Source organism: Saccharopolyspora sp. NPDC045839, from assembly GCF_056431645.1.
Window position 1 is genome coordinate 93,998 of the sequence record NZ_JBWKKH010000001.1, and the last position, 18,469, is coordinate 112,466.

Here is an 18,469-nt window from a genome sequence, read left to right on the forward strand (position 1 = left end):
TCAGGTCTCCGGCAGGAAGTCGTAGGGAGCGAGAGGCCCGATCAACCGCAAGTTGACGCGCCCATCCCACTGTCGTCCGAGATCATCCACTGATTGCTCGAACTGCGGTACTGCCTCGCGATCAACGAGGAACGCGACGTGCATGGCGTCGTCCTCACCCGCGACCGCATGTGAAGCGGAAGCAGCGGAGGACTTCTCGAGAGAGCTGATCAGCGTCTCGGTATCGACTTCACGTTTCCTTACCACCGCGTTGTTGACCAGCTCGCCCAGTCTCAGGCGCTCGGCGTAGCCCGCATCCTCGGGCAGCCCTTGAAGGGCCGCGCGGAGTTCCTGGATCTCGGGCTCTTCGGAAACGATCTCACGGAGGTGCGCGTTGTTCGCGTACCGGCCGCGAACGGTGAACTGCACCAGCCCGGCGAGCTCTGCGAGCAGTTCCTCGAAATGCCCCTGATGGGGCGCCAAGAGCTCGTCGACGACGGCTTCCCTGGTTCTCACGACGGATCCGAAGCGCATCGGTATCACCGTCGCCTCCGCCGCGAGGGTGTCGAGCACCCGTTCATGCGCGAGCAGATCCTCGCGCGTCCCGAGCGGACGAGCGAGCTGCACCTCGCTGACCAGGGCTGAGATCTTGCCGTACGAGGCAAGGTCCACCTCTTCCCTGCCATCTCCGACCGAGGGCAGATCGTCCGGCAGCTTCTTGCGGTGGCCGACGATCCCGTACACGTACACGCCGCGATCGACGTCGTCGTTCTGTCCCGATTGGACCTGATCGGCTCGTTCTGCGCGGGTGGCCATCATTCACGCTCCCGACTGCGTGATTCCCTGCGCCGCACGGGTTGCTTCTCTCTCTTGTCGTCCTCGTCGGCACTGCGGAACTCGTCGAACTTGTCCTTGGCCGCGTCGATCATTCCCTTGGTCTTGCCTTTCGCGCCGCTCTCCGTCACGCCCTGCACGAGCTCTGGAAGGTCCTTGCCGCCCTTCTCATCCAGGTCCAGCCTGTTGGTCGCTTGGGCGAAGCGCAGGTAGGTGTCCACACTGGCCACGACGACGCGCGCATCGACCGTGAGGATCTCGATACCCACGAGCGAGACACGCACGAACACGTCGATGACCAGCCCCTTGTCGAGGATGAGCTCGACCACGTCCGCAAGAGTCCCTCCAGTTCCCCGCTGCACCGGGGACCCGCCGCCGCCTTGCATGCTTGCGACGGTCATGCGATCACCTTCTCCGGCTGGATGTCACACGTTCACTTCGACGCCCTTCGCGTTCCTCCTCCTCGTCTTCTTCGTCGCCCTCGTCACCTTCCCGGTGCTCCTCGTCCTCGTCTCCGTACTCCTCTTCGTCCTCGTATCCTTCTTCCTCCTCATCCGCTTCGTCGTAGTACTCGTCTCGCTCGGCCTCGTCTTCCTCCTCGCCGTAGCCTTCTTCTTCGCCCTCTTCCTCTTCGGGCTCCTCATCCACTTCGGCGCGCTCGCCTTCGTATTCCTCTTCTTCCTCGGCGGGTTCGCGGCCGTATCCTTCCTCCTCCTCGCGCAGGGCGTCCTCGTGAGTCCTGACGACCTCCCTGTCGCGGATCTCGCCGCGCCATCCTTCGATCTTGTCCTGTTCCAGGATCGTCCGCGTCATCATGTGCCGTTTGATGTACTTGAAGTCCGCTCGCACACGCCGCCCTTGCGCACGCCACATGTACGCCGTCTTCTCGAAGAATCCTTGCGGATAGTATTCGAGGACAAGCAGAATTCGCGTCATGTTCGGCGCGAGCTCGTGGAACGTGACCGTTCCATCCACGCTCCCCTTCGCGCCTTTCGAAGTCCAGATGATTCTGTCGTCGGGCACCTGTTCGACGATAGTGGCTTCCCAGCTTCGCTTCGACAGGAAGATCTGCGCCTTCCAGTTGACCTTCTCGTCGGATTCCTGGTCCACGCTGAGGACTTTCTTCGTCATGTCCGGAAAATCCTCGAACCTGGTCCACTGGTCGTACACAACGCGAAGCGGCAATCCCACATCGTTGTGCTCGATGATGTTGACAACCTTGGCCTTGCCCTTCTTCCCTCCTTTGCCTCCACCCATGCCTAGCGTCTCTTTTGCTTTTTCCTTCAATCCGGAGAAGCCGGCCTTCAGCGCCGACTTGACCGGGGACCCTCCCGCAGTCAACTCCTTACCCCCCGTCACTGCGGCCATCAACCCCGCACCACCGTTTTCAGCCGACTCCACAAGCCTTTCGGTCATGCCCTCGACCTTGTCGCTGACGAAATCAGCCGCCCGCTCCCCGGCCGCGGTCAACAAATCCTGGAGCCCAGCCTTCAACGGATCGAGCGGCAGCTCGCTCAACAACCCACCAGAACCGGAACGACGCCCATCGGGCTGCTCCGCCATGGTCATCACCTCAGCCACGCTCAAGACGACTTCTTAGTGCTGGACGACTTGGAACTCGTTCCCGACTTGTACTGAGCCGACGTTCCGGAGCCGGTTCTGCTCCCCGCCCGGCCAGTCGAGCGGCCCGCGGACTTTCCCGATGCCCCACTACCGGCCGTCGACCTGGACCGCTCGGTGGTCTTCGACCGTGGCTCGGGTTCCTTCTGCGCCGAGGAGCCGCCTTTCCGACCACTCGGCTCAGAACGACGCGTGCTCGCGCGAGCCGATGCTGAACGCTCATCCTTCCGGCCGCGGGCATGGTCGGTGCTTCGCGGTGACGGCACCGCAGCTCGCTCTTCCTCCTGCTCCTCGGTTGCCGCTTCACCCTCGTCCACGTCTTCCTCGGGAGTTTCCCCGGCGGTCCGCTTGCCGAGTCCAGACGCGCGCTTGCCGAGTCCAGCGGCTTGCCCACCAAGACCAGCCGCCTGTTCCCCGACGTTGGAAACCCGCAAACCGGCGGCCCGCTTGGTCAGATTGTCGCCAATCGAGTCGATCTTGTTCGTCGCCGCCGCGATCGCAGCGGATTTCGCCGCGTCCATCAGGCGCTCACGCGCCTCACCCGTCAACTTCTTCAACTCGGGGGACCCTGCGATCAGTTTGCCCCCCTGCGCGAGGAGATCCTTGGGATTGACCCCGACGCGCCGCCCTGCCATCACCCCGGCGGTCGCGATCGCGAGCTTCATCTTCCGACTGCGCCCGAGGACGTAACCGATCGCAACTGCGAGCGCGATCTGAGGTCCGGATTTCATGATCAACCTCCTGCGGGCGTTTCCGGCGGGCCGGTCGCCCGTAAACGCGAACGGCTCCCCCCGTGTTGGCATGCTGCCGAGCCGCTACGGCGATTATTTTGAGTGGCTACCCTCCTAGTAGTCGACCAAAACCCTTGCCACGGGACAACTTCGTGATCGAACTGGCTTCTCGCGAGAACAAGATCGAGCACCACGCCGAGGCATTCGAGATCGGCTTCCACGGCGAGCGAAGCGTGACTTTCCAATTCCATGAACAGCTTCGAGCAGACGCCGAGCGACGTCAGTCGACCAACTCCGCATCTCGAAGCTCCTCCTCGACAATCTCGCTCACCCAGCGCCGCAGGGGAGACATCCGGTCGGTCGCGCGCCCCTCGCGGTGACCTCTTCGCCACCCGCAGGTCTGCTGGTCGTCCGCCGGCTTCACAACGTCTTCGTCCGCTGCGTCCGAACGAATGGTCAGGCCGCTCAGCGCGCACAGCACACCGCGGCCGGCCGCCAACGTCGCCACGATGTTCCGCGTCTCCGAATCGCCGGGCAGAAGATCCAGGACCGCCGCGTCACCGAAATCCGCCGACGCACGGGCCACGACGGCCAGCCGCAGCGTGTCCGGATTCGGCGCAAAGGTCATTGCCAACCCGGAAAGCACGTCTCGTACACCGATGCCACGGCAGAGAACCGCGGTGGTCGGCGCGACGTTCCCGTCCGAATCACGCATCCCACAAGCAGTCGCGAGGGTCTCCGGACGCAGTACGACGACTGCGCCGGCCGCGGCCGTTCCGATGCCGAGCAGGCGAGGAAACCACGTCATGGCGCTGCCCCTCTCCTCCAAGGATGTCGATGCCCTTCGGGCGTCATCCTTGATCACTAGCGCCTCGCGATGCCCGGCACATCACGGACACCACGCTCGCCACCAGTATGCGCCCAACCCTGCACGCGGAAAGTTTCTCCTGCCGCTCCGATATGGTCGCTTTCCCCAGGGGTATGCCCACGGTGGAATCGCACGCACGACCCGGCAGCACCAGGGCCTCGGAGGCGGCAGATCATGTCAAGCAAGCACGACTCCGCACATGTTCCAGAGCGGCCTCACGAGCACGAGAGCGTTCAAATCGTGCTGGTCGCCCAGATCAACGCGCCCTGGGTGAGCCGAAGCCTGGTCGACGTCGGCGCACTGGTCCGCACCCCGAACGCGGCAGCGGGCATCCGTGGGGGCCTGCACGTGATCGCGGACATCGTCAGGGCAGCGGCGAAGATCCTCGCCGACGGCCGCCTGGAGGATGTCCCGCCCGAGGAACGTCCGCGGTTGGTGGTCACCGCAGAACGTGCAGACAGGTCGAAACCTGATGCTCGCCCGCAGCATTGACAACCCGTGCCCATCCCGGCAGCCACGAGCGTGTCCTGCACCAACACGAACGCGAAGACGCAGGAAGCGCGGCAGTCACACGAGGTTCACCCGCATCAGAAAGCCCGGCTGACGATCGTCTAATCAGGACCGGCGTCAGCCCTTGATCCCGCGGGTCTTCGCGGAACGAAACGAACACTTGCTCACCAGCAACGAATCTCCCGGGAGGATCCGGCGATCTCGTCCTGAACATCGAGCCGTCAGGACTCTCCCGGTCCTTCGCGTGAGACAATGGATGCATCACCTGAGTGGATCGTGTGCTCAAGCATGGGAGACGACCCTGGTACGTCAGCCTGATCTACCACCAGCCGATCTCCTCGACGAGATCGAGACTGCAGCCCGGGCGCTCGTCGTGGTCTGGGGACGCAGTGCGGAACGCGTCCGGCCGACGGTTTCGGCCTCGCAACTGCGCGCCCTGATCGTGGTAGATCGTCACTCTTCGATCAATCTCGTCGGGCTCTCCGACGAGCTCGGCTCGATCCCCTCCGTCACCAGTCGCTTGTGCGATCGCCTTCAGGCAGCCGGTCTGCTCGCACGTCGGAGCAGCGCGATCGACCGTCGTGAGATCGTCCTGCAGCTCTCCCCTGACGGACGGCGTTTCTTGCAGCGCTTCCGGCGTGCCCGGAAAGCGGACCTCGCCGCAGTGCTCCAGCAGATGAGCGCGCGGAACCGCAGTGCCCTGCGCATGGGCTTGAACGCCTTCTACTCGGCGGCTGTGGAACTCGGTCACGCAGACGAAGAGCTCGCTTGAGCGACCAGGTCGAGGTGTAGCGCTGGCGACCAGCCGGCGTCCGAGCTTTCACGACGTGGACGGCGGCGGGACCGGTTCCGGACCGAGCCAGTCGAGGCACACCGCCACGGCGTCGTCGTCCAGTTCTTGATCATGCAGGAAGGCCCGCAGATCGCTCATCAGTGCCCGTACGGCCTCGGCCGGCGGCAGCAGGCGGCTGGATCGAAGTGCCCGTCTGAGCGAGGTCGTGGTGTAGTTGCGATCCGCGAGAACGGCGCCGTATATGCCATCGGTGAGGATGAAGAGCCGATCGCCCGCCTCGAGCTCGAAGGCTTGCGTCACGTACTCGGTGCCGTCGAACATCCCGAGCGGGAGCTGAGCCTCGAGCGAGATGGGGGCGACGTCGTCCTGGCGAACGCGCCAGATCCGCGGGGAACCCGCGTCGATGGCGAGGACGCTGCCGCTCTGGAGATCCAGCTGAACCAGCAGGGTCGCGACGTATTGCGCACCCGTGTGGTGCGACCAGACGGCTTGATCTGCCAATGCCGCCTGTTCGACCAGATCCGCACCGCTTCGGCGAGCGTTGCGCAGAGCCGTGATCGCCAAGGTCGTCAGCATCGACGCCGTGACGCCTTCCCCCATGCCGTTGGTGACCGCGACGGTCAAGGTCTCCGCCTCCTGCGACCAGTCGAAGTTGTCACCTCGCACCGCGTAGGCGGGTTCGAGCTGGCCGGCCAGCCGGTAGGACTTGCCGTCGACGGCCCGCACCGGCAGCAGCTGCCATTGCATTTCCGCCGCGAGGGTCAGCCGTTCCGGCCGCCGGGCTCGCCGGTACCGGTCCGTGGCCACCTCCGCGAGGGTGATCGCATGCGCGACCGTCCCGGCCAAGGCGACCAGTTCGTCCGTCCCGGTGGCATCCGGCAGTTCCGGCAGGCGAACGTTCAGCACGCCGATGCGGTCACCGCGGACCGCCATGGGGAGGTCCAGCACAACTCCGGCACCGACGGCTTCCCGCACGGGGACTTGATCGCAGTAGGCCCGGCCTGCGGGTGTTCCCACCAACGACACCCCCGGTGCCGTCGACGCGAGCACCGGTTCCAGGAGTGCGAGCCGGAGGTCGATCAAGTAGATCTCCGAGGAGATGGCGCGGTAGTGCTTCCGAAGCACTTCCTCAAGAACTTCGGCGAGCTCGTGCGCTGGGGCCTCCTTCAAGGCGCGGTCCACCAGCGCCAGCCGGGCGGGCTCGGTCACGCTTGCACGCGCCCTTCCTGTTGGTCATCCGGTTTCGGGTAGCACCTGATTGCCCGGAAGACGCAGTTCGGCAAACCGCTGGCCCGGACACCACCTTTCCGGCTCTTTCGGTCCTGGCACGCCCAGAACCCGACATGCACAGCCGTCCGCGGCTTCAGCAGCCGGCGACCGGGCAACTCGACGTGGCTGTGAGCGGAAGAGCCCAGCGGTTATCCGAGAATTTCGCCGGGTAGCCGGAGTTGTCGTCACTTCCGCTTCCCACGAGGGGAAGCCGGCGGGAGCAGACCGGGCCAAGGAGGAGACCAACGATGAAGGCGGCCGAGAGCCCCCAGCGCGTTGTCGTCGTCGGGGCGACCGGAAACATCGGAACCAGCGTGGTCGACGCACTCGACGCGGACCCCGCGGTCGGCACCATCATCGCGCTGTCACGGCGAGAGCCACCCGTCACCAGCTCGAAGGTGCGCTGGGAACGCACGGACGTCACCGAAGACGATCTGGTGGCGCGCTTCGCCTCGGCCGACGTGGTGATCCACCTCGCCTGGTTGTTCCAGCCGACCCACGACCCGATCACGACCTGGCGCAACAACGTGCTCGGCGGCATCCGGGTCTTCGACGCCGTCGCGGCGGCCGGTGTCCCGAGCCTGGTGCACGCGTCTTCGATCGCCGCCTACAGCCCGGGACCGGACGCGCGGCCGATCGACGAGTCGTGGCCGACCCACGGGTGGCCTGCCGCGGCGTACAGCGGGGAGAAGGCGTACCTGGAGCGGTACCTCGATGCCTTCGAGCTCCAGCACCAGGACATCCGGGTCGTCCGGATGCGGACCGCGTTCTGCTTCAAGCCGGAATCGGCATCCCAGCAACGACGGCTCTTCCTGGGGCCCATGCTGATCAACCGGCTCGTCAGGCCAGACCTGCTGCCGGCCCTGCCGACTCCGGGCGGCATGCGCTTCCAAGCGGTGCACAGCAACGATGTCGGCGAGGCGTACCGGCTTGCCGCGCTTTCCACCAGCGCCGGAGCGTTCAACATCGCCGCGGATCCGCTGATCGACACCGGCGTGCTGGGCGAGCTCTTCGGCAAGCCGACGGTGGGTGTTCCGCCCAGCATCGCCAAGGGAGTCCTCTCCGCCGCTTGGCACCTGCACCTCGTCCCCGCGTCGCCGGGCCTGTTCGACGCCTTCCTGCGGCTTCCCGTCATGGATGTGTCGCGAGCCCGGGACGAACTCGGCTGGTCCCCGCGGCACAGCTCCACGGACGCCGTCGAAGGATTCCTCCACGGCTTGCGGGAAGCCTCAGGCGGCAGAACCCCGCCTCTCGCGCCGCGCATCCCGGGAGGCCGCCTGCACGAGCTCGCCACGGGCGTCGGTCAACGCCCCTGAGCACCATGACGACGTGTGGTTGACGTCCGTTCCGGCGGGTAGCCGGTGGTTGTTCGGCCTGGCAGGACAGATCTCAGGAAGGTGGCCCGGTGTCACATTCCCAGCACTCGAAGACCCCCGACCTGGTCCGCGCCGGGGCGCGGGGACTCGTCGGTGCCATGGCGATGACCGGCATCCGGACCCTCACCGGGAACGTCGGCCTCGTCGAGGAGACACCGCCGGAAGCGATAGTCGGCAAGCACGCGCCGGAGTCCGTCCAGCAGCTGCCCGTGGAAAGCCGCACCGCGCTCACTGCGGCCGCGCACTGGTCGTACGGCGCATTCGCCGGGCTCGGGTACAACGCCCTGCCGTGGAAGATCAGGTCGCGCCCCTGGTCCGGCCCCGCGTACGGCCTGGTCATCTGGCTGGGGTTCGAGGCCGTCATCGCGCCGTTGCTGGCCGTGCGCCCGACCCGTCGGAGGCTGCTCGGTCGTCTCGTCATCGCGCTCGACCACGCCGTCTACGGCATCGTGGTGGCCGGTCGGCTCGCGCCCGATCCCGATGCGGTCAAGCGGCAACGCGGTGCGGGTGCGTAAAAGCGACAGGCCGCGGCCGTCCCGGCTTGAGACCTGGGCGACCGCCGGGCGGGACTTGTGCCTTCCTGCGCGCAAGCCCCATGCCGACTACTCGCGGACGGCACGAAGAACACCTTCCAGGCACCCCAACAGGCCACATTGGACTCCGGCCGTCGTCGTCAGTTGCAGAACCGCGCGAGTCGTTGCTCCAGGTCGTCACCCGCGTTCGGCAGCCGGAACGCGGGTGAGGCGAGCACGCCGGGGCTGTTCCCGCGGACCGCCTCCCAGAGGAACCGCCGCACCGACGCGGAGTCCGGCAGGATGTCCTCGCCCAAGAACTCCAGCGTCGCGGTCCCGCCGCAGCCGTCGGTGTCGATCCGCAGCGCCCATCCGCTCACCTCGTCCCAGGTCAGCATGAGCGGGAACTCCTCGAACACCGGGACTTGGGAATCCACGAGAATGATCACGGTCGCGAGATCGACATCGAGGTTGATGTCGATCTCGAAGACGTCGACGCCGAGATCTTCCGCCACGGAGGTGGCGTAGCCGACCAATCCGTCTGCCGCGAGGCTCATCGTGTCCATCACCGATCCTCCCGTCCGACCTCGCTTCCCGTTCGACCTCAGCAGGCTGGCGCCCATTGGGTAACCGGTATCGCGCCGGCCTAGTCCAGCCGGCGACGTGCCCGAGGGCGTCGCGGGAACGCACCGGCATCCGCGCGGCGCTCAGCCGCTGCCGTTCACCCTCGACGAGGAGCCCTGACCTAATCGCCTGGGCGCAGCAGGACCTTCACCACGCCATCCTCCTTCCGCTGGAAGATGTCGTAGCCGTGCGGCGCCTCGTCCAACGGCAGCCGGTGCGTCGCGAGGTCGAGCACCCCGAGCGGGTCCGCCTCGTCCCGGACCAGCGGCATCAGATCACCGATCCACCGCTTCACATGGGCCTGCCCCATGCTGACCCGCACGCCCTTGTCGAACATCACCAGCATCGGCAGCGGGTCGGCGGTGCCCGCGTAGACGCCGCTGACCGAGATCGTCCCGCCACGCCGGACCGCGTCGATGCACTGGTGCAGGACCGTGAGCCTGTCCACGCCCGCCTTGGTCATCATCGGCTCCGCTACCGCGCCCGGAAGGGCGCTGACCAGCTTCTGCAGGAACTCCGCTCCGGGCGAGCCGTGCGCCTCCATGCCCACGGCGTCGATGGCTGAATCCGCGCCGCGCCCCTCCGTCATGGCGCGGACCGCGGAAGGCACGTCGTCGTGCGCGCGGGCGTCGATGACCTCGATGCCGTACCGCAGGGCCATCTCCAGCCGATCGGGTTCGAGGTCCACCCCGATCACCCGGGCACCCCTGAAGTCGGCGATCCGCGCGCTCATCTGCCCGATCGGGCCGAGGCCGAACACGACGACCGATCCCCCTTCCGGGACGGCCGCGTACTCGACCGCCTGCCATGCGGTCGGCAGCACGTCCGAGAGGTAGACGAACTGCTCGTCAGGTGGGCCGTCGGGCACCTTGATCGGGCCGAACTGCGCCTGGGGCACGCGCAACAGCTCGGCCTGCCCGCCCGGCACGCTGCCGTAGAGCTTGGTGTAGCCGAACAGCGCCGCACCGCTGCCGTGCTCGCGCACCTGCGTCGTCTCGCACTGGGCGTACAGCCCGCGGCGGCACATCCAGCAGTGCCCGCAGGAGATGTTGAACGGGATCACGACGCGGTCGCCGGGCTTGATGTGAGTGACTTCGGATCCCGTCTCCTGGACGATGCCCATGGCTTCGTGCCCGAGCACGTCACCCGGCTCCAGGAACGGCCCGAGCAGTTCGTACAGATGCAGGTCGGAGCCGCAGATTCCGGTGGTGGTCACCGCGATGACCGCGTCGGTCGCGGCTTCCAGCCGCGGGTCCGGCACGTCGGTCACCCGGACATCCCGCGGTCCCTGCCAAGTGAGCGCCTTCACGCGCACCTCCGAGGTGGTCGATCCGTTCGGCGTCACCCGGGATGGGTCTCGCCGCCGACGGGTGTCAGCACTTCACCGGTGTAGTAGCTCGAAAGTCGCTCTGCTGCGAAGAAGACGTACGACGGCGCGATCTCGTCGGGATGGGCCATGCGCCCCATCGGAATCTGCTCGCCGAATCCCTCCACCTTGTCTTCGGTCAGCGTCGCCGGGATGAGCGGAGTCCACACCGGCCCGGGGGCCACGCAGTTGACGCGGATGCGCCGGCCGACCAGCGACTGCGTGCCGATCAGGTGGTGCGCGCCGACGTAATCCCGCATCTCATCCCTGGGATGCGGTCGCATCGCCTGCGTGGTTCCTGGAGGGCGCTGCTGCTGCGCTCGTGCTGTCTTCGGCAATTCCGCCATCGCGACCTCACCATCGATCGTCCGTTCCGGAAGCGCACTACCCGGCTGCCCGTGGCGCGCAGATCCGCAAACCGGTGCCTAACAGTGGCGCCGCAGATCTACTCTCCGGGCGCCCGCGAGTTGCGATCACGCCTCCGCGCGGGTTTCAGCGCGTCCACTTGGGACGGACCGGGCGTCCGCGCGCGAGCCGCAGCCGGCTCCGCCCGGCCCGCTCGGCGCGAGGGAGCCGGGCTCACTGCTTCCGCGGGCGATCGGCCTTGGGCTTGCCGGGAAGTCCGCCGATGCCGTGCCGCGGCGGGTGCATCGGTTCCGGCGAGCCGCTGGGTTCGACCGGGGAGCCCCCGGGGGTGTCCTCGGCCTCCACGGGCTGCGCCTCCTGCGTCCCGCCCGACGGCGTCGCGCCCTCCCGCAACTCCTGCAACCGGTTTTCCAGCACCTCCATCACTTGAACCCGGTTGTTGTGCACGCGCTCGTAATCCAGCAGCTGCTGGATCTGCTCGCCGTCCAGCGACCGGATCCGGTGCTGCAGGGAGCCGACCGGCACGTTGTCGTAGTCGATGAGGGGAAGCTCATGCGGGGACATCTCTCCTCCTTTGCAACAGCTACAGGCGTTCCCCGTTCCCGGCCGGATCATGCTCGGCGCGGCGCGATGCCGCTCAGCGCCCGGCCTTCCACCGGGAACGCCGGGAACTCCGGTGGGACGACCTGCTGCCGGTCCACGACCAGGGCCCCAGCCGCAGGGACCACGTCATCGCACCGCGTCGTCCGCGATGCCAGCTCAGCGGGCCGATCTTCCCGCGCCGGGCAAGCGAGTTCTTCATCTCCTACCCCTTCCGATCGCGATGCTCCGACCGCCGACAGCAGATGATCTGCCCAATCCTGGTGCGGCGCCGTTTTCTCCGGCGCAGGAACACTTCCCGGCCAAGGCGGGAATCCCTCCGGCACGACCGCTAGCCCTGCTCGCGCGATTCCCGGCGGCGTCGGGCGCGGCGTTCGCGTTCCCGCCGGCTGTAGGTCGCCCGCCGGACGGCCGTCTCCGTTTCGAGGCTGGACCCCAGTGCGCCCGCCACCGTGCCCATGGAACTCGCCAGCCAGGACAGGCTGGCGTAGTCGATGAACGTCGCCGCATGCCCCAACTGCTTTCCCAGGTAGTCCACGCTGATCACGGCGGTGGACCCGATCAGGGTGATCACGAACAGCAGGGCGTACATGCAGGCCACCCCGATGGTCAGGGTGATCAGCGTGGCCGCGTTGTACAGCACGACCTTGTTGCGGTCCTCGCTGTTGCGCGGCCTTTCCCACAGGCTGTTGTGCAGCGTGATCCACGTGACCATGGCGAAGACCGCGACCAGGTTGATCACGACCAGGCGGACGACGCTGAGGTTGTCCGCCAGCGACCAGATGGTCGGGAAGAAGATGCCGAACGCGGCGGTCGCGGTGGCGGCCGCGATCGCCCGCGACAGCTCCGGGACCAACCGCCACGGCCGGTTGTCGCGCACCATCCCGAAGAGGAGGCGCAGCCGGCCGCGCACCCCGGGCAGCACCAAGGTCACGTCGGCGTGGTCGTTCCCGGCGGGGACCTGGCGGATCTGCGAACCGGGCCAGCCCCACCTCGGCGCGTGGTGGTGTCCGCCTGCCGGGCGGGAATCCGTGAGCTTCAGCGTTTCCCGCGCGAGCAACCCCACCAGGTGCACGACGACGTCCCGGACGTACGGCCGCAACCGGATCCAGCCGATCGCCGGCAGCGACGCCAGGCCGACCCCGTGCTCGGTGTCGACCTCGGCCACCACGGGCCGGGTGGCGTCGCGCCGGGGCAGATCGGTCAAGCAGACCAGCAGGTCCCAGCCCTCCGACGACTTCTTCTCCTGCGCCTTGCCCGCGATGTCGATCCTGCCGTCCTCGCTCAGCGACAGCGCCTCGGACCGGACCTCCACGGACCAGTCGAGGTCTTGATCGACTCGCTCGCGGAACTCGCCCGGGAGCCCGTCGGCGATCCGGTGCGCGATCTCCGTGGGCACACCGGGGTCGGCGACCACACCCACCGTGATCGCGCGGTTGCTGCCTCGTCCGGCCGACGACATGCCACCTCCCACTCCGGCACCATCCCTGCCATTCCCGGGGCGGGGCGGTTCCGAAACAACCGCCGCCCGACGAGTTGCTCTCCACCATCGCGGGAGCCGGGCGGCGACACCGGGTACTTCAGCGTTACCGGGCCCTTCCGAGCCGAGGAGGCACCCGCCATGCCCGAGTACGAACATCCCTTGGAAGCGCTGCACCGCGCCCGCGACGCCGTGGCGGTGGCCGTGAGCCGGCAAGCCAGGACCCCGCAACCGTCCCTGCGGGAGCTCCACGCCTTCGGCTCGGCGATCGTGTCGACGATCGCCCAGCTCAGCCAGTTGAGCTCGGTGCTGGCCGAACAGGTGGGGCGCTTCGACGAACGCGAGCTGGAACGGGCCAAGACCAGCGATCACCCCGGCGACAAGCTGAAGGTCGCCGGCACCCACCTGGCCAGGCTGAGCGATCAGTTGGAGGTGGCCGTCACGGATGCCATCCGGTACTGGACCGCGATCGAGAGCGTGGACCTGCACACCTCGGGCGATCTCAGAGCACGACCCGAAACCGAGGCATGACGATCACGAACACCGGACCGGCACACCGTCAGCGGAGGCCGGGACCGGGTGCGCCGATGAACGCCCGGAACTCCGGTGCCGGCAGGGGGCGTGAGAACAGGAATCCCTGGCACGCGTCGACGCCGAGGCCCTCGAGCAGGCGGCGTTGGGTGGTGTTCTCGACGCCTTCGGCGATGCAGGTCCGCCGCATCGCCCGGGCGAGTTCGACCACGGCGCGGACGATCCCGAGGTCGGCCGGATCGGTCCCCATGCCGGAGACGAAGCGCTGGTCGAGTTTGACGATCTGGGTGGGCAGGTCCTTGAGGCGGGCGAGCGAGGAATAGCCCGTTCCGAAGTCGTCCATGGCGAACCGCACCCCGGTGCGGGCCAGGTCGCTCATCGTCTTGCGGGGCTTCGACGGCAGGTCCACCAGGGATGTCTCGACCATCTCGACGACGACCCGGCCCGGCGCGATGCCGGTCTCGCTGATCGCGGCGGAGATCTCGTCGGCGAAGTCCGGGGCCTCGGGGCGCAGCCCGGAGACGTTCACCGTCACGCCCACGGGGCGGCCGTCGTGCGACTTCCAGGTGGTCGCCTCGCCGAGCGCGGTGCGCAGGACCCAGCGGTCCAGCTCGGGCAGCAGGCCGCCCTTCTCCGCCACCGGCAGGATCACGTCCGGCGCCAGCGGCCCGAGGTCCGGGTGCGGCCACCGCACGAGCGCTTCCGCCAGCACGATGGACCGGTCCTGGGCGACGATCGGCTGGTAGTGCAGCTGGAGCCGGTCGTGGCGCAATGCGTCGCGGAGGTCTTCCTCCAGGGCCAATTGCACCCCGTTGGTGGTCGGCGCGGTCCGCGTGAGGCGTCCGTGGCCGCGTTTGGCGTCGAACATCGCCGCGTCCGCGGCGCTGATGATCTCGTCGATGGTGGCACCGTCCTGGACGGCGACCGCGCCGATGGAAGCCGTGATGGAGACCAGTCGGTCCTGCAACGGGATGGCCGCGCTCAGGATGTCCGAGACGTTCGTGATGAGCGCGTCGATCCCGCCGCGGCCGGACACGTCGGAGCAGACCACGAGGAATTCGTCCCCGTAGAGCCGGGCCGGTGTGCAGCATGGCGGGAGCTCGGTGGCCAGGCGCTGCGCCAGCGCCAGGAGCAGCTCGTCGCCCGCGTCGTGGCCGAGCGAGTCGTTCACGCGCTTGAAGTTGTCCAGGTCGCAGAACAGCACGGCCGCTCGGTCGGTGCCGCCGCCGGCGAGCACGGTGGTCAGCAGCTCGTTGACGCCCTGCCGGTTGAGCAGCCCGGTCGTCTGGTCGTGCGTCGCCTGGAAGTGCAGGGTCTCGGCGTGCCGGACCTGCTCGGTGACGTCCTGGAACACCGCCAGCCAGAACCGGTTCCCGTCGTCGCGCACCGACGCCGCGCACCGCACGTCGCAGAACACCGGTCGCCCATCGGCGCGGGCCAGAACCCGGGGTGACGCCGGGTGTCGATCCGGTTCGGCCGGGCCCGCGGGACGCGAGAGCAGTCCCGCCCGGGAATCGCTGGGGTGCATCAGATCGGCGGCGCTCTTGCCGTGCAGCCGGTCGCCCAGCAGGTCGCACAGGGCGCCGTTGGCGTCCAGGATCCGTTCGTCCTGGTCGAGGAGGGCGATGCCCACCGGAGCGAGTTCGAAGAGGTCGGTGAACCGCCGTTCCGAGCGCTGCCGCTGGGCATGCGCCTCGGTCTCGTCGCGGACCACCTTGATGAAGCCCTCCAGGCTGCCATCCGGCGCCCGCTGTGCCGTGATCACCACGTGCGCCCAGAAGCGGGCCCCGCCCTTGCGCAGCCGCCACCCCCGGTCGATGAGGAACCCATGTGCTGTGGCTTGGCCCAATTCCCAGTCCGGATACCCGGACTCGACCTGCTCGGGCGGGTAGAACACCGAGAAGTGCCGCCCGATGACCTCTTCGCTGTCGTAACCCTTGACCCGCTGAGCCCCGGCGCTCCAGCTGCTCACCCGGCCGTCCGCGTCGAGGGCGAAGATGGCGTACTCCCGCAGGTCGGCCGCGAGCTCTCCGATCAACGGATCTCCGAGAAGCGCCGCTCCCGGTCGCCGGACGTCGCTGTCGGGCCGATCGCCGACCGCGTCCGTCGCCTGGCTGTCGGGGATATTCACCACATCTCCGTCCTGAGCTGCACCGCGGCGGCGACAGCCGACTCGCGCGGGCGAGAAACCGCACCGCGCTCCCGCAGCACTACCCGGGCGCCGGGCCCAACGCGCATGGGCGCGGAGCCGCTCGAGCAATGCCACGCACTGTACATTCCGCGAACGCGAAAATCGCTATCGTCACCCACATGGACCACAGCTGGTCACAGCAGGTATCGGGAGTGTTCACGGGCGGACGCCACGGCTCGGGGCGCCGCCGGCGCGATCAGGCCCGAAGTCCGCTCGGCGGCCCGGCAGGTTGCCGAGCTCCGATCATCGGACGAGGCTTGCCCGGACGTGTGCACTCCGGACGGCGAGCAGCGCACCTGACCGGACAGGAAGGCACCCGATGACGCAGTCCCACGACGACGCTCGGCCGAAGGCGGCGCACTTCGAAGGCACCCTGCCCTCGGGGCAGTACTGGCAGAGCTGGACCGTCGAGCGGCCCGTCGCCGTGGTCGTGCTCGTCCACGGCGTGCACGAGCACAGCGGCCGCTACCGCCACGTCGCGGAGCGGCTCAACGCGGCCGGCTACACCGCGTACACCCTCGACCACCCCGGGCACGGCCGGTCTCCCGGAAAGCGCGGCAACATCGGGAGCATGGCCGCTGCCGTCGCCGGGGTCGACCTCCTGGCGCGGCTGGCCGGCGAGCGCCACGACGACGTGCCGCTGTTCGTCTACGGGCACAGCCTCGGCGGGCTGATCTCCTTGCAGTACCTCACCGGGACGCCGCTCGACCGGATCGCCGGTGCCGTGATCTCCGCCCCCGCGCTCAACACCGGCTCGGTGTCGGCCGTGGAGCGGGCCGCCGCACCGCTGCTGTCCAAGCTGCTGCCCGACCTCGGCGTGCGCAGCCTCGACGCGAGCACCATCAGCCGCGACCCCGAGGTCGTCCGGGCCTACCTCACCGACCCGCTCTGCCACGACGGGAAGATGCGGGCGCGGACCGCGACCGAGATCATGCTGGCGGTCGAAGCGATGCCGCAGCGCCTGAAGTCGCTGACCATGCCGCTGTTCGTCCTGCACGGCGGCGCGGACCGGCTGATGCCGCCGGCCGCCAGCGAGCTGGTGCGCGCCCACGCCGGATCGCCGGACCTCACCCTGCGGATCCACGACGGGCTCTACCACGAGCCGCACAACGAGCCGGAGCAGGACCGCGTGCTCGACGAGATCGTGGACTGGCTCGACGCCCACCGGAAGGCCTGAAACGCGGGCGGCATTCGATCGGCGCCGGCGGTGATGTTTCCTCATCCCCGTGGGCGTAAACCCTCGTGCCGAGGCAGCTGAAACCCCGCGCACGAGGAGGTCATGGATCTCATGTTGAACACGCGACTTCGGAACATCCCGGCACAGCTCCGCAAGCGGTTCGGGCGGTCGCGCACCGGGACTGCTCCGGAGCCCGGGCGCGAGTCCGATCCGCTGCTGCACAAGGGCCCCCGAGTTCCGCCGGAAGCACTGCGCCGCGGGCGACGTCCGGAGTGAACCGAACGTGCAGGGGCCGACGAACTCCCGGTTCGCCGGCCCCTGCGTCGTTGCCGCCACCTTCGTCGTGCGCGAGGAATTCCCTTGCGCGATCCCAGAAAACGGCCGGGCGCTACTGATGCACGGGGAAGCGCAAGATCGCACCCGCCCCGTCGGTCAGCCCGGTCCCGGCGGGCACGAGTTCGACGCCGGAGGTCGTCTCCGCGCAGGTCTTGAGCAGCAACGCCTCGTGCTCCGCCGGCGCGTCGGCCTCCAGCAGCAACGTCTCGACCGCGCCCTGCTCGGCCGCCCGCACCACCGGATCGTCCCCCTGGACCGCCCGGCCGTGCGTCAGGCCCGCCTCCATCCTGTCGGCGCTGTCCGCCGCCCTGCGCTCGCTCTCCTCGCCGGCGATCCGCACCAGCTCTTCGTCGAGCGCCTCATCGGAGGCGTTGTGCGCGAGCCCGCCCCGCTCGGTCTCGACGACCAGCTCCGCGAGCTCGACCGGCAAGTGCTCCCGCACCTCGGTCCGCGCCTGCACACCACCGGCGAGGACCACCACCTGCGGCCGGAACTTCGCGGCGACCGCGTTCACATGGGCCACCACGTCCTTCGCATTGCGCTGCAACGTTTCCTCGGCGCGCCGATGAATGCGCTTGTGGGACAACGCACCGTGACGCGGTTTGTGCACGCCGCCGTGCCCCGTGCCTTCCACGACGTCCGTGTCGATCTCCCGCGGCCCGCGATGCTCGGTCACCACGTCCTGGCGCACCTGCGCGCCTTCCTGATCCGCGATCACCACGAGTTCGGACACCGAGCGCGCGGCCTCCCGCACGTAGGCGCCGAGCTGCGGGAGCTCATCCCAGAACGCGTCGTCGCCGGCTCCGGGCTCGACGTCCCACGGCTCGTCGAGCAGCACGGCGGGCCCGGCCCCTACCAGCACCCGTCCCCGAGCCTGCTCCTCGCCGGGCGCACCGCTCAGCGCCGACTCGATGGCGTCCAGCACTTCCGCCGGCGCGCCGGCCGCCTGGAGCCGGTCGCGCAGCGCCCGCCACCGCAGCTCGACCTGCTTGCCCGCGTCCTCCCCGGGCGAGCGGGCCTCCAGGTAGACGGTCGCGAACGGCCCCTCCTGCTCGTACACGTGACGCAAACCAACCAGTTCCATCGCTGAACTCCTCAACTCCGGACGCACGTCGCCGGGTGGCTGCCCGGCGCTTGCCGATCAACGGCTACCCGGGCGAACGCCACGGCAACACATCCCACCCACGACCGCATGGCTTTCCTCACACCACGCATCGATGCGCTCGGCCGAGCCGGACGAGCACTCGCCCGGGTGTCCACAGTGCACCTCTTGCGGGACGCCGATGCGTCTCCGGCGCCGGTCGTG

At 68.4% G+C, this 18,469-nt stretch carries 19 protein-coding genes and 1 pseudogene; 7 read left to right on the forward strand and 13 right to left on the reverse strand.

Annotated features, from left to right (window positions below):
* The 5 genes from AC07EQ_RS00450 to AC07EQ_RS00470 form a co-directional block, all read right to left on the reverse strand.
* A complete protein-coding gene (locus AC07EQ_RS00450) occupies window positions 1-798 on the reverse strand; it encodes a GvpL/GvpF family gas vesicle protein (RefSeq protein WP_478385711.1) in 798 nt (265 codons plus the stop codon).
* Complete coding sequence (gvpJ, locus tag AC07EQ_RS00455; RefSeq protein WP_478385713.1) at window positions 795-1,214, reverse strand: gas vesicle protein GvpJ; 420 nt, start codon at window positions 1,212-1,214, stop codon at window positions 795-797. Before gvpJ ends, AC07EQ_RS00450 begins: the two co-directional genes overlap by 4 nt.
* Before the next feature lie 4 nt (window positions 1,215-1,218).
* Window positions 1,219-2,331 carry an SRPBCC family protein gene (locus AC07EQ_RS00460; protein WP_478385714.1) on the reverse strand — a complete coding sequence of 371 codons (1,113 nt, stop codon included), beginning with the start codon at window positions 2,329-2,331 and terminating at the stop codon, window positions 1,219-1,221.
* A 65-nt stretch (window positions 2,332-2,396) separates the two neighbouring features.
* A complete protein-coding gene (locus AC07EQ_RS00465; protein WP_478385715.1) occupies window positions 2,397-3,164 on the reverse strand; it encodes a hypothetical protein in 768 nt (255 codons plus the stop codon).
* Window positions 3,165-3,444: 280 nt separating this feature from the next.
* The gene (locus AC07EQ_RS00470; RefSeq protein WP_478385717.1) at window positions 3,445-4,029 is read right to left on the reverse strand and encodes a hypothetical protein; all 585 of its coding nucleotides are present in this window, start codon (window positions 4,027-4,029) and stop codon (window positions 3,445-3,447) included.
* A 243-nt stretch (window positions 4,030-4,272) separates the two neighbouring features.
* On the opposite strand from AC07EQ_RS00470, the gene AC07EQ_RS00475 reads away from it, so the two are divergent.
* Window positions 4,273-4,524 (forward strand): hypothetical protein, encoded by a 252-nt coding sequence (locus tag AC07EQ_RS00475; protein ID WP_478385718.1) that lies wholly within the window; start codon window positions 4,273-4,275, stop codon window positions 4,522-4,524.
* 274 nt (window positions 4,525-4,798) lie between these two features.
* The gene (locus AC07EQ_RS00480; protein ID WP_478385719.1) at window positions 4,799-5,314 is read left to right on the forward strand and encodes a MarR family winged helix-turn-helix transcriptional regulator; all 516 of its coding nucleotides are present in this window, start codon (window positions 4,799-4,801) and stop codon (window positions 5,312-5,314) included.
* 48 nt (window positions 5,315-5,362) lie between these two features.
* Here the strand turns inward: AC07EQ_RS00480 and AC07EQ_RS00485 are convergent, their stop codons facing one another.
* Complete coding sequence (locus AC07EQ_RS00485; protein ID WP_478385720.1) at window positions 5,363-6,544, reverse strand: PP2C family protein-serine/threonine phosphatase; 1,182 nt, start codon at window positions 6,542-6,544, stop codon at window positions 5,363-5,365.
* Window positions 6,545-6,852: 308 nt separating this feature from the next.
* Here AC07EQ_RS00485 and AC07EQ_RS00490 point away from each other — a divergent pair, with 308 nt between their 5' ends.
* Together AC07EQ_RS00490 and AC07EQ_RS00495 are read left to right on the forward strand one after the other, a co-directional pair.
* Window positions 6,853-7,920: an NAD-dependent epimerase/dehydratase family protein gene (locus AC07EQ_RS00490; RefSeq protein ID WP_478385721.1), complete on the forward strand. Its 1,068-nt coding sequence runs from the start codon at window positions 6,853-6,855 to the stop codon at window positions 7,918-7,920.
* An 89-nt stretch (window positions 7,921-8,009) separates the two neighbouring features.
* Entirely contained in the window at window positions 8,010-8,495 is a 486-nt protein-coding gene (locus tag AC07EQ_RS00495) for a DUF6789 family protein (RefSeq protein ID WP_478385722.1), read from the forward strand.
* A 158-nt stretch (window positions 8,496-8,653) separates the two neighbouring features.
* Here the strand turns inward: AC07EQ_RS00495 and AC07EQ_RS00500 are convergent, their stop codons facing one another.
* From AC07EQ_RS00500 to AC07EQ_RS00520, 5 genes and pseudogenes are all read right to left on the reverse strand, one after another.
* On the reverse strand, window positions 8,654-9,058 hold the full coding sequence (locus AC07EQ_RS00500) for a DUF6292 family protein (protein WP_478385723.1): 405 nt from the start codon (window positions 9,056-9,058) through the stop codon (window positions 8,654-8,656).
* A gap of 179 nt (window positions 9,059-9,237) precedes the next feature.
* Entirely contained in the window at window positions 9,238-10,425 is a 1,188-nt protein-coding gene (locus tag AC07EQ_RS00505; protein WP_478385724.1) for a zinc-dependent alcohol dehydrogenase, read from the reverse strand.
* 32 nt (window positions 10,426-10,457) lie between these two features.
* Window positions 10,458-10,703 (reverse strand): annotated as a pseudogene (locus tag AC07EQ_RS00510) (SDR family oxidoreductase); the annotation flags it as partial.
* A gap of 358 nt (window positions 10,704-11,061) precedes the next feature.
* A complete protein-coding gene (locus tag AC07EQ_RS00515; protein WP_478385725.1) occupies window positions 11,062-11,412 on the reverse strand; it encodes a DUF8129 domain-containing protein in 351 nt (116 codons plus the stop codon).
* A gap of 367 nt (window positions 11,413-11,779) precedes the next feature.
* Window positions 11,780-12,910, reverse strand: coding sequence for a hypothetical protein (locus AC07EQ_RS00520; RefSeq protein WP_478385726.1), 1,131 nt, complete (start codon window positions 12,908-12,910; stop codon window positions 11,780-11,782).
* A gap of 159 nt (window positions 12,911-13,069) precedes the next feature.
* Here AC07EQ_RS00520 and AC07EQ_RS00525 point away from each other — a divergent pair, with 159 nt between their 5' ends.
* A complete protein-coding gene (locus AC07EQ_RS00525; RefSeq protein ID WP_478385727.1) occupies window positions 13,070-13,459 on the forward strand; it encodes a hypothetical protein in 390 nt (129 codons plus the stop codon).
* A 28-nt stretch (window positions 13,460-13,487) separates the two neighbouring features.
* Here the strand turns inward: AC07EQ_RS00525 and AC07EQ_RS00530 are convergent, their stop codons facing one another.
* Complete coding sequence (locus AC07EQ_RS00530) at window positions 13,488-15,590, reverse strand: putative bifunctional diguanylate cyclase/phosphodiesterase (RefSeq protein WP_478385728.1); 2,103 nt, start codon at window positions 15,588-15,590, stop codon at window positions 13,488-13,490.
* A gap of 379 nt (window positions 15,591-15,969) precedes the next feature.
* Between AC07EQ_RS00530 and AC07EQ_RS00535 the strand changes: the two genes are divergently transcribed.
* Together AC07EQ_RS00535 and AC07EQ_RS00540 are read left to right on the forward strand one after the other, a co-directional pair.
* Window positions 15,970-16,827 (forward strand): lysophospholipase, encoded by an 858-nt coding sequence (locus AC07EQ_RS00535; RefSeq protein ID WP_478385729.1) that lies wholly within the window; start codon window positions 15,970-15,972, stop codon window positions 16,825-16,827.
* A 102-nt stretch (window positions 16,828-16,929) separates the two neighbouring features.
* On the forward strand, window positions 16,930-17,103 hold the full coding sequence (locus tag AC07EQ_RS00540) for a hypothetical protein (protein ID WP_478385730.1): 174 nt from the start codon (window positions 16,930-16,932) through the stop codon (window positions 17,101-17,103).
* A 112-nt stretch (window positions 17,104-17,215) separates the two neighbouring features.
* Here AC07EQ_RS00540 and AC07EQ_RS00545 read toward each other — a convergent pair whose 3' ends face one another.
* Window positions 17,216-18,247: a baeRF2 domain-containing protein gene (locus AC07EQ_RS00545; protein WP_478385731.1), complete on the reverse strand. Its 1,032-nt coding sequence runs from the start codon at window positions 18,245-18,247 to the stop codon at window positions 17,216-17,218.
* Between the last annotated feature and the right edge of the window lie 222 nt (window positions 18,248-18,469).

Excerpts from the sequence above, each read along its gene's own strand:
- AC07EQ_RS00450 (WP_478385711.1), bottom strand. The coding sequence starts at position 798 with ATGATGGCCACCCGCGCAGAACGAGCCGATCAGGTCCAATCGGGACAG.
- gvpJ (WP_478385713.1), bottom strand. The coding sequence starts at position 1,214 with ATGACCGTCGCAAGCATGCAAGGCGGCGGCGGGTCCCCGGTGCAGCGG.
- AC07EQ_RS00465 (WP_478385715.1), bottom strand. The coding sequence starts at position 3,164 with ATGAAATCCGGACCTCAGATCGCGCTCGCAGTTGCGATCGGTTACGTC.
- AC07EQ_RS00480 (WP_478385719.1), top strand. The coding sequence starts at position 4,799 with ATGCATCACCTGAGTGGATCGTGTGCTCAAGCATGGGAGACGACCCTG.
- AC07EQ_RS00490 (WP_478385721.1), top strand. The coding sequence starts at position 6,853 with ATGAAGGCGGCCGAGAGCCCCCAGCGCGTTGTCGTCGTCGGGGCGACC.
- AC07EQ_RS00500 (WP_478385723.1), bottom strand. The coding sequence starts at position 9,058 with ATGGACACGATGAGCCTCGCGGCAGACGGATTGGTCGGCTACGCCACC.
- AC07EQ_RS00515 (WP_478385725.1), bottom strand. The coding sequence starts at position 11,412 with ATGTCCCCGCATGAGCTTCCCCTCATCGACTACGACAACGTGCCGGTC.
- AC07EQ_RS00520 (WP_478385726.1), bottom strand. The coding sequence starts at position 12,910 with ATGTCGTCGGCCGGACGAGGCAGCAACCGCGCGATCACGGTGGGTGTG.
- AC07EQ_RS00525 (WP_478385727.1), top strand. The coding sequence starts at position 13,070 with ATGCCCGAGTACGAACATCCCTTGGAAGCGCTGCACCGCGCCCGCGAC.
- AC07EQ_RS00535 (WP_478385729.1), top strand. The coding sequence starts at position 15,970 with ATGACGCAGTCCCACGACGACGCTCGGCCGAAGGCGGCGCACTTCGAA.
- AC07EQ_RS00540 (WP_478385730.1), top strand. The coding sequence starts at position 16,930 with ATGGATCTCATGTTGAACACGCGACTTCGGAACATCCCGGCACAGCTC.
- AC07EQ_RS00545 (WP_478385731.1), bottom strand. The coding sequence starts at position 18,247 with ATGGAACTGGTTGGTTTGCGTCACGTGTACGAGCAGGAGGGGCCGTTC.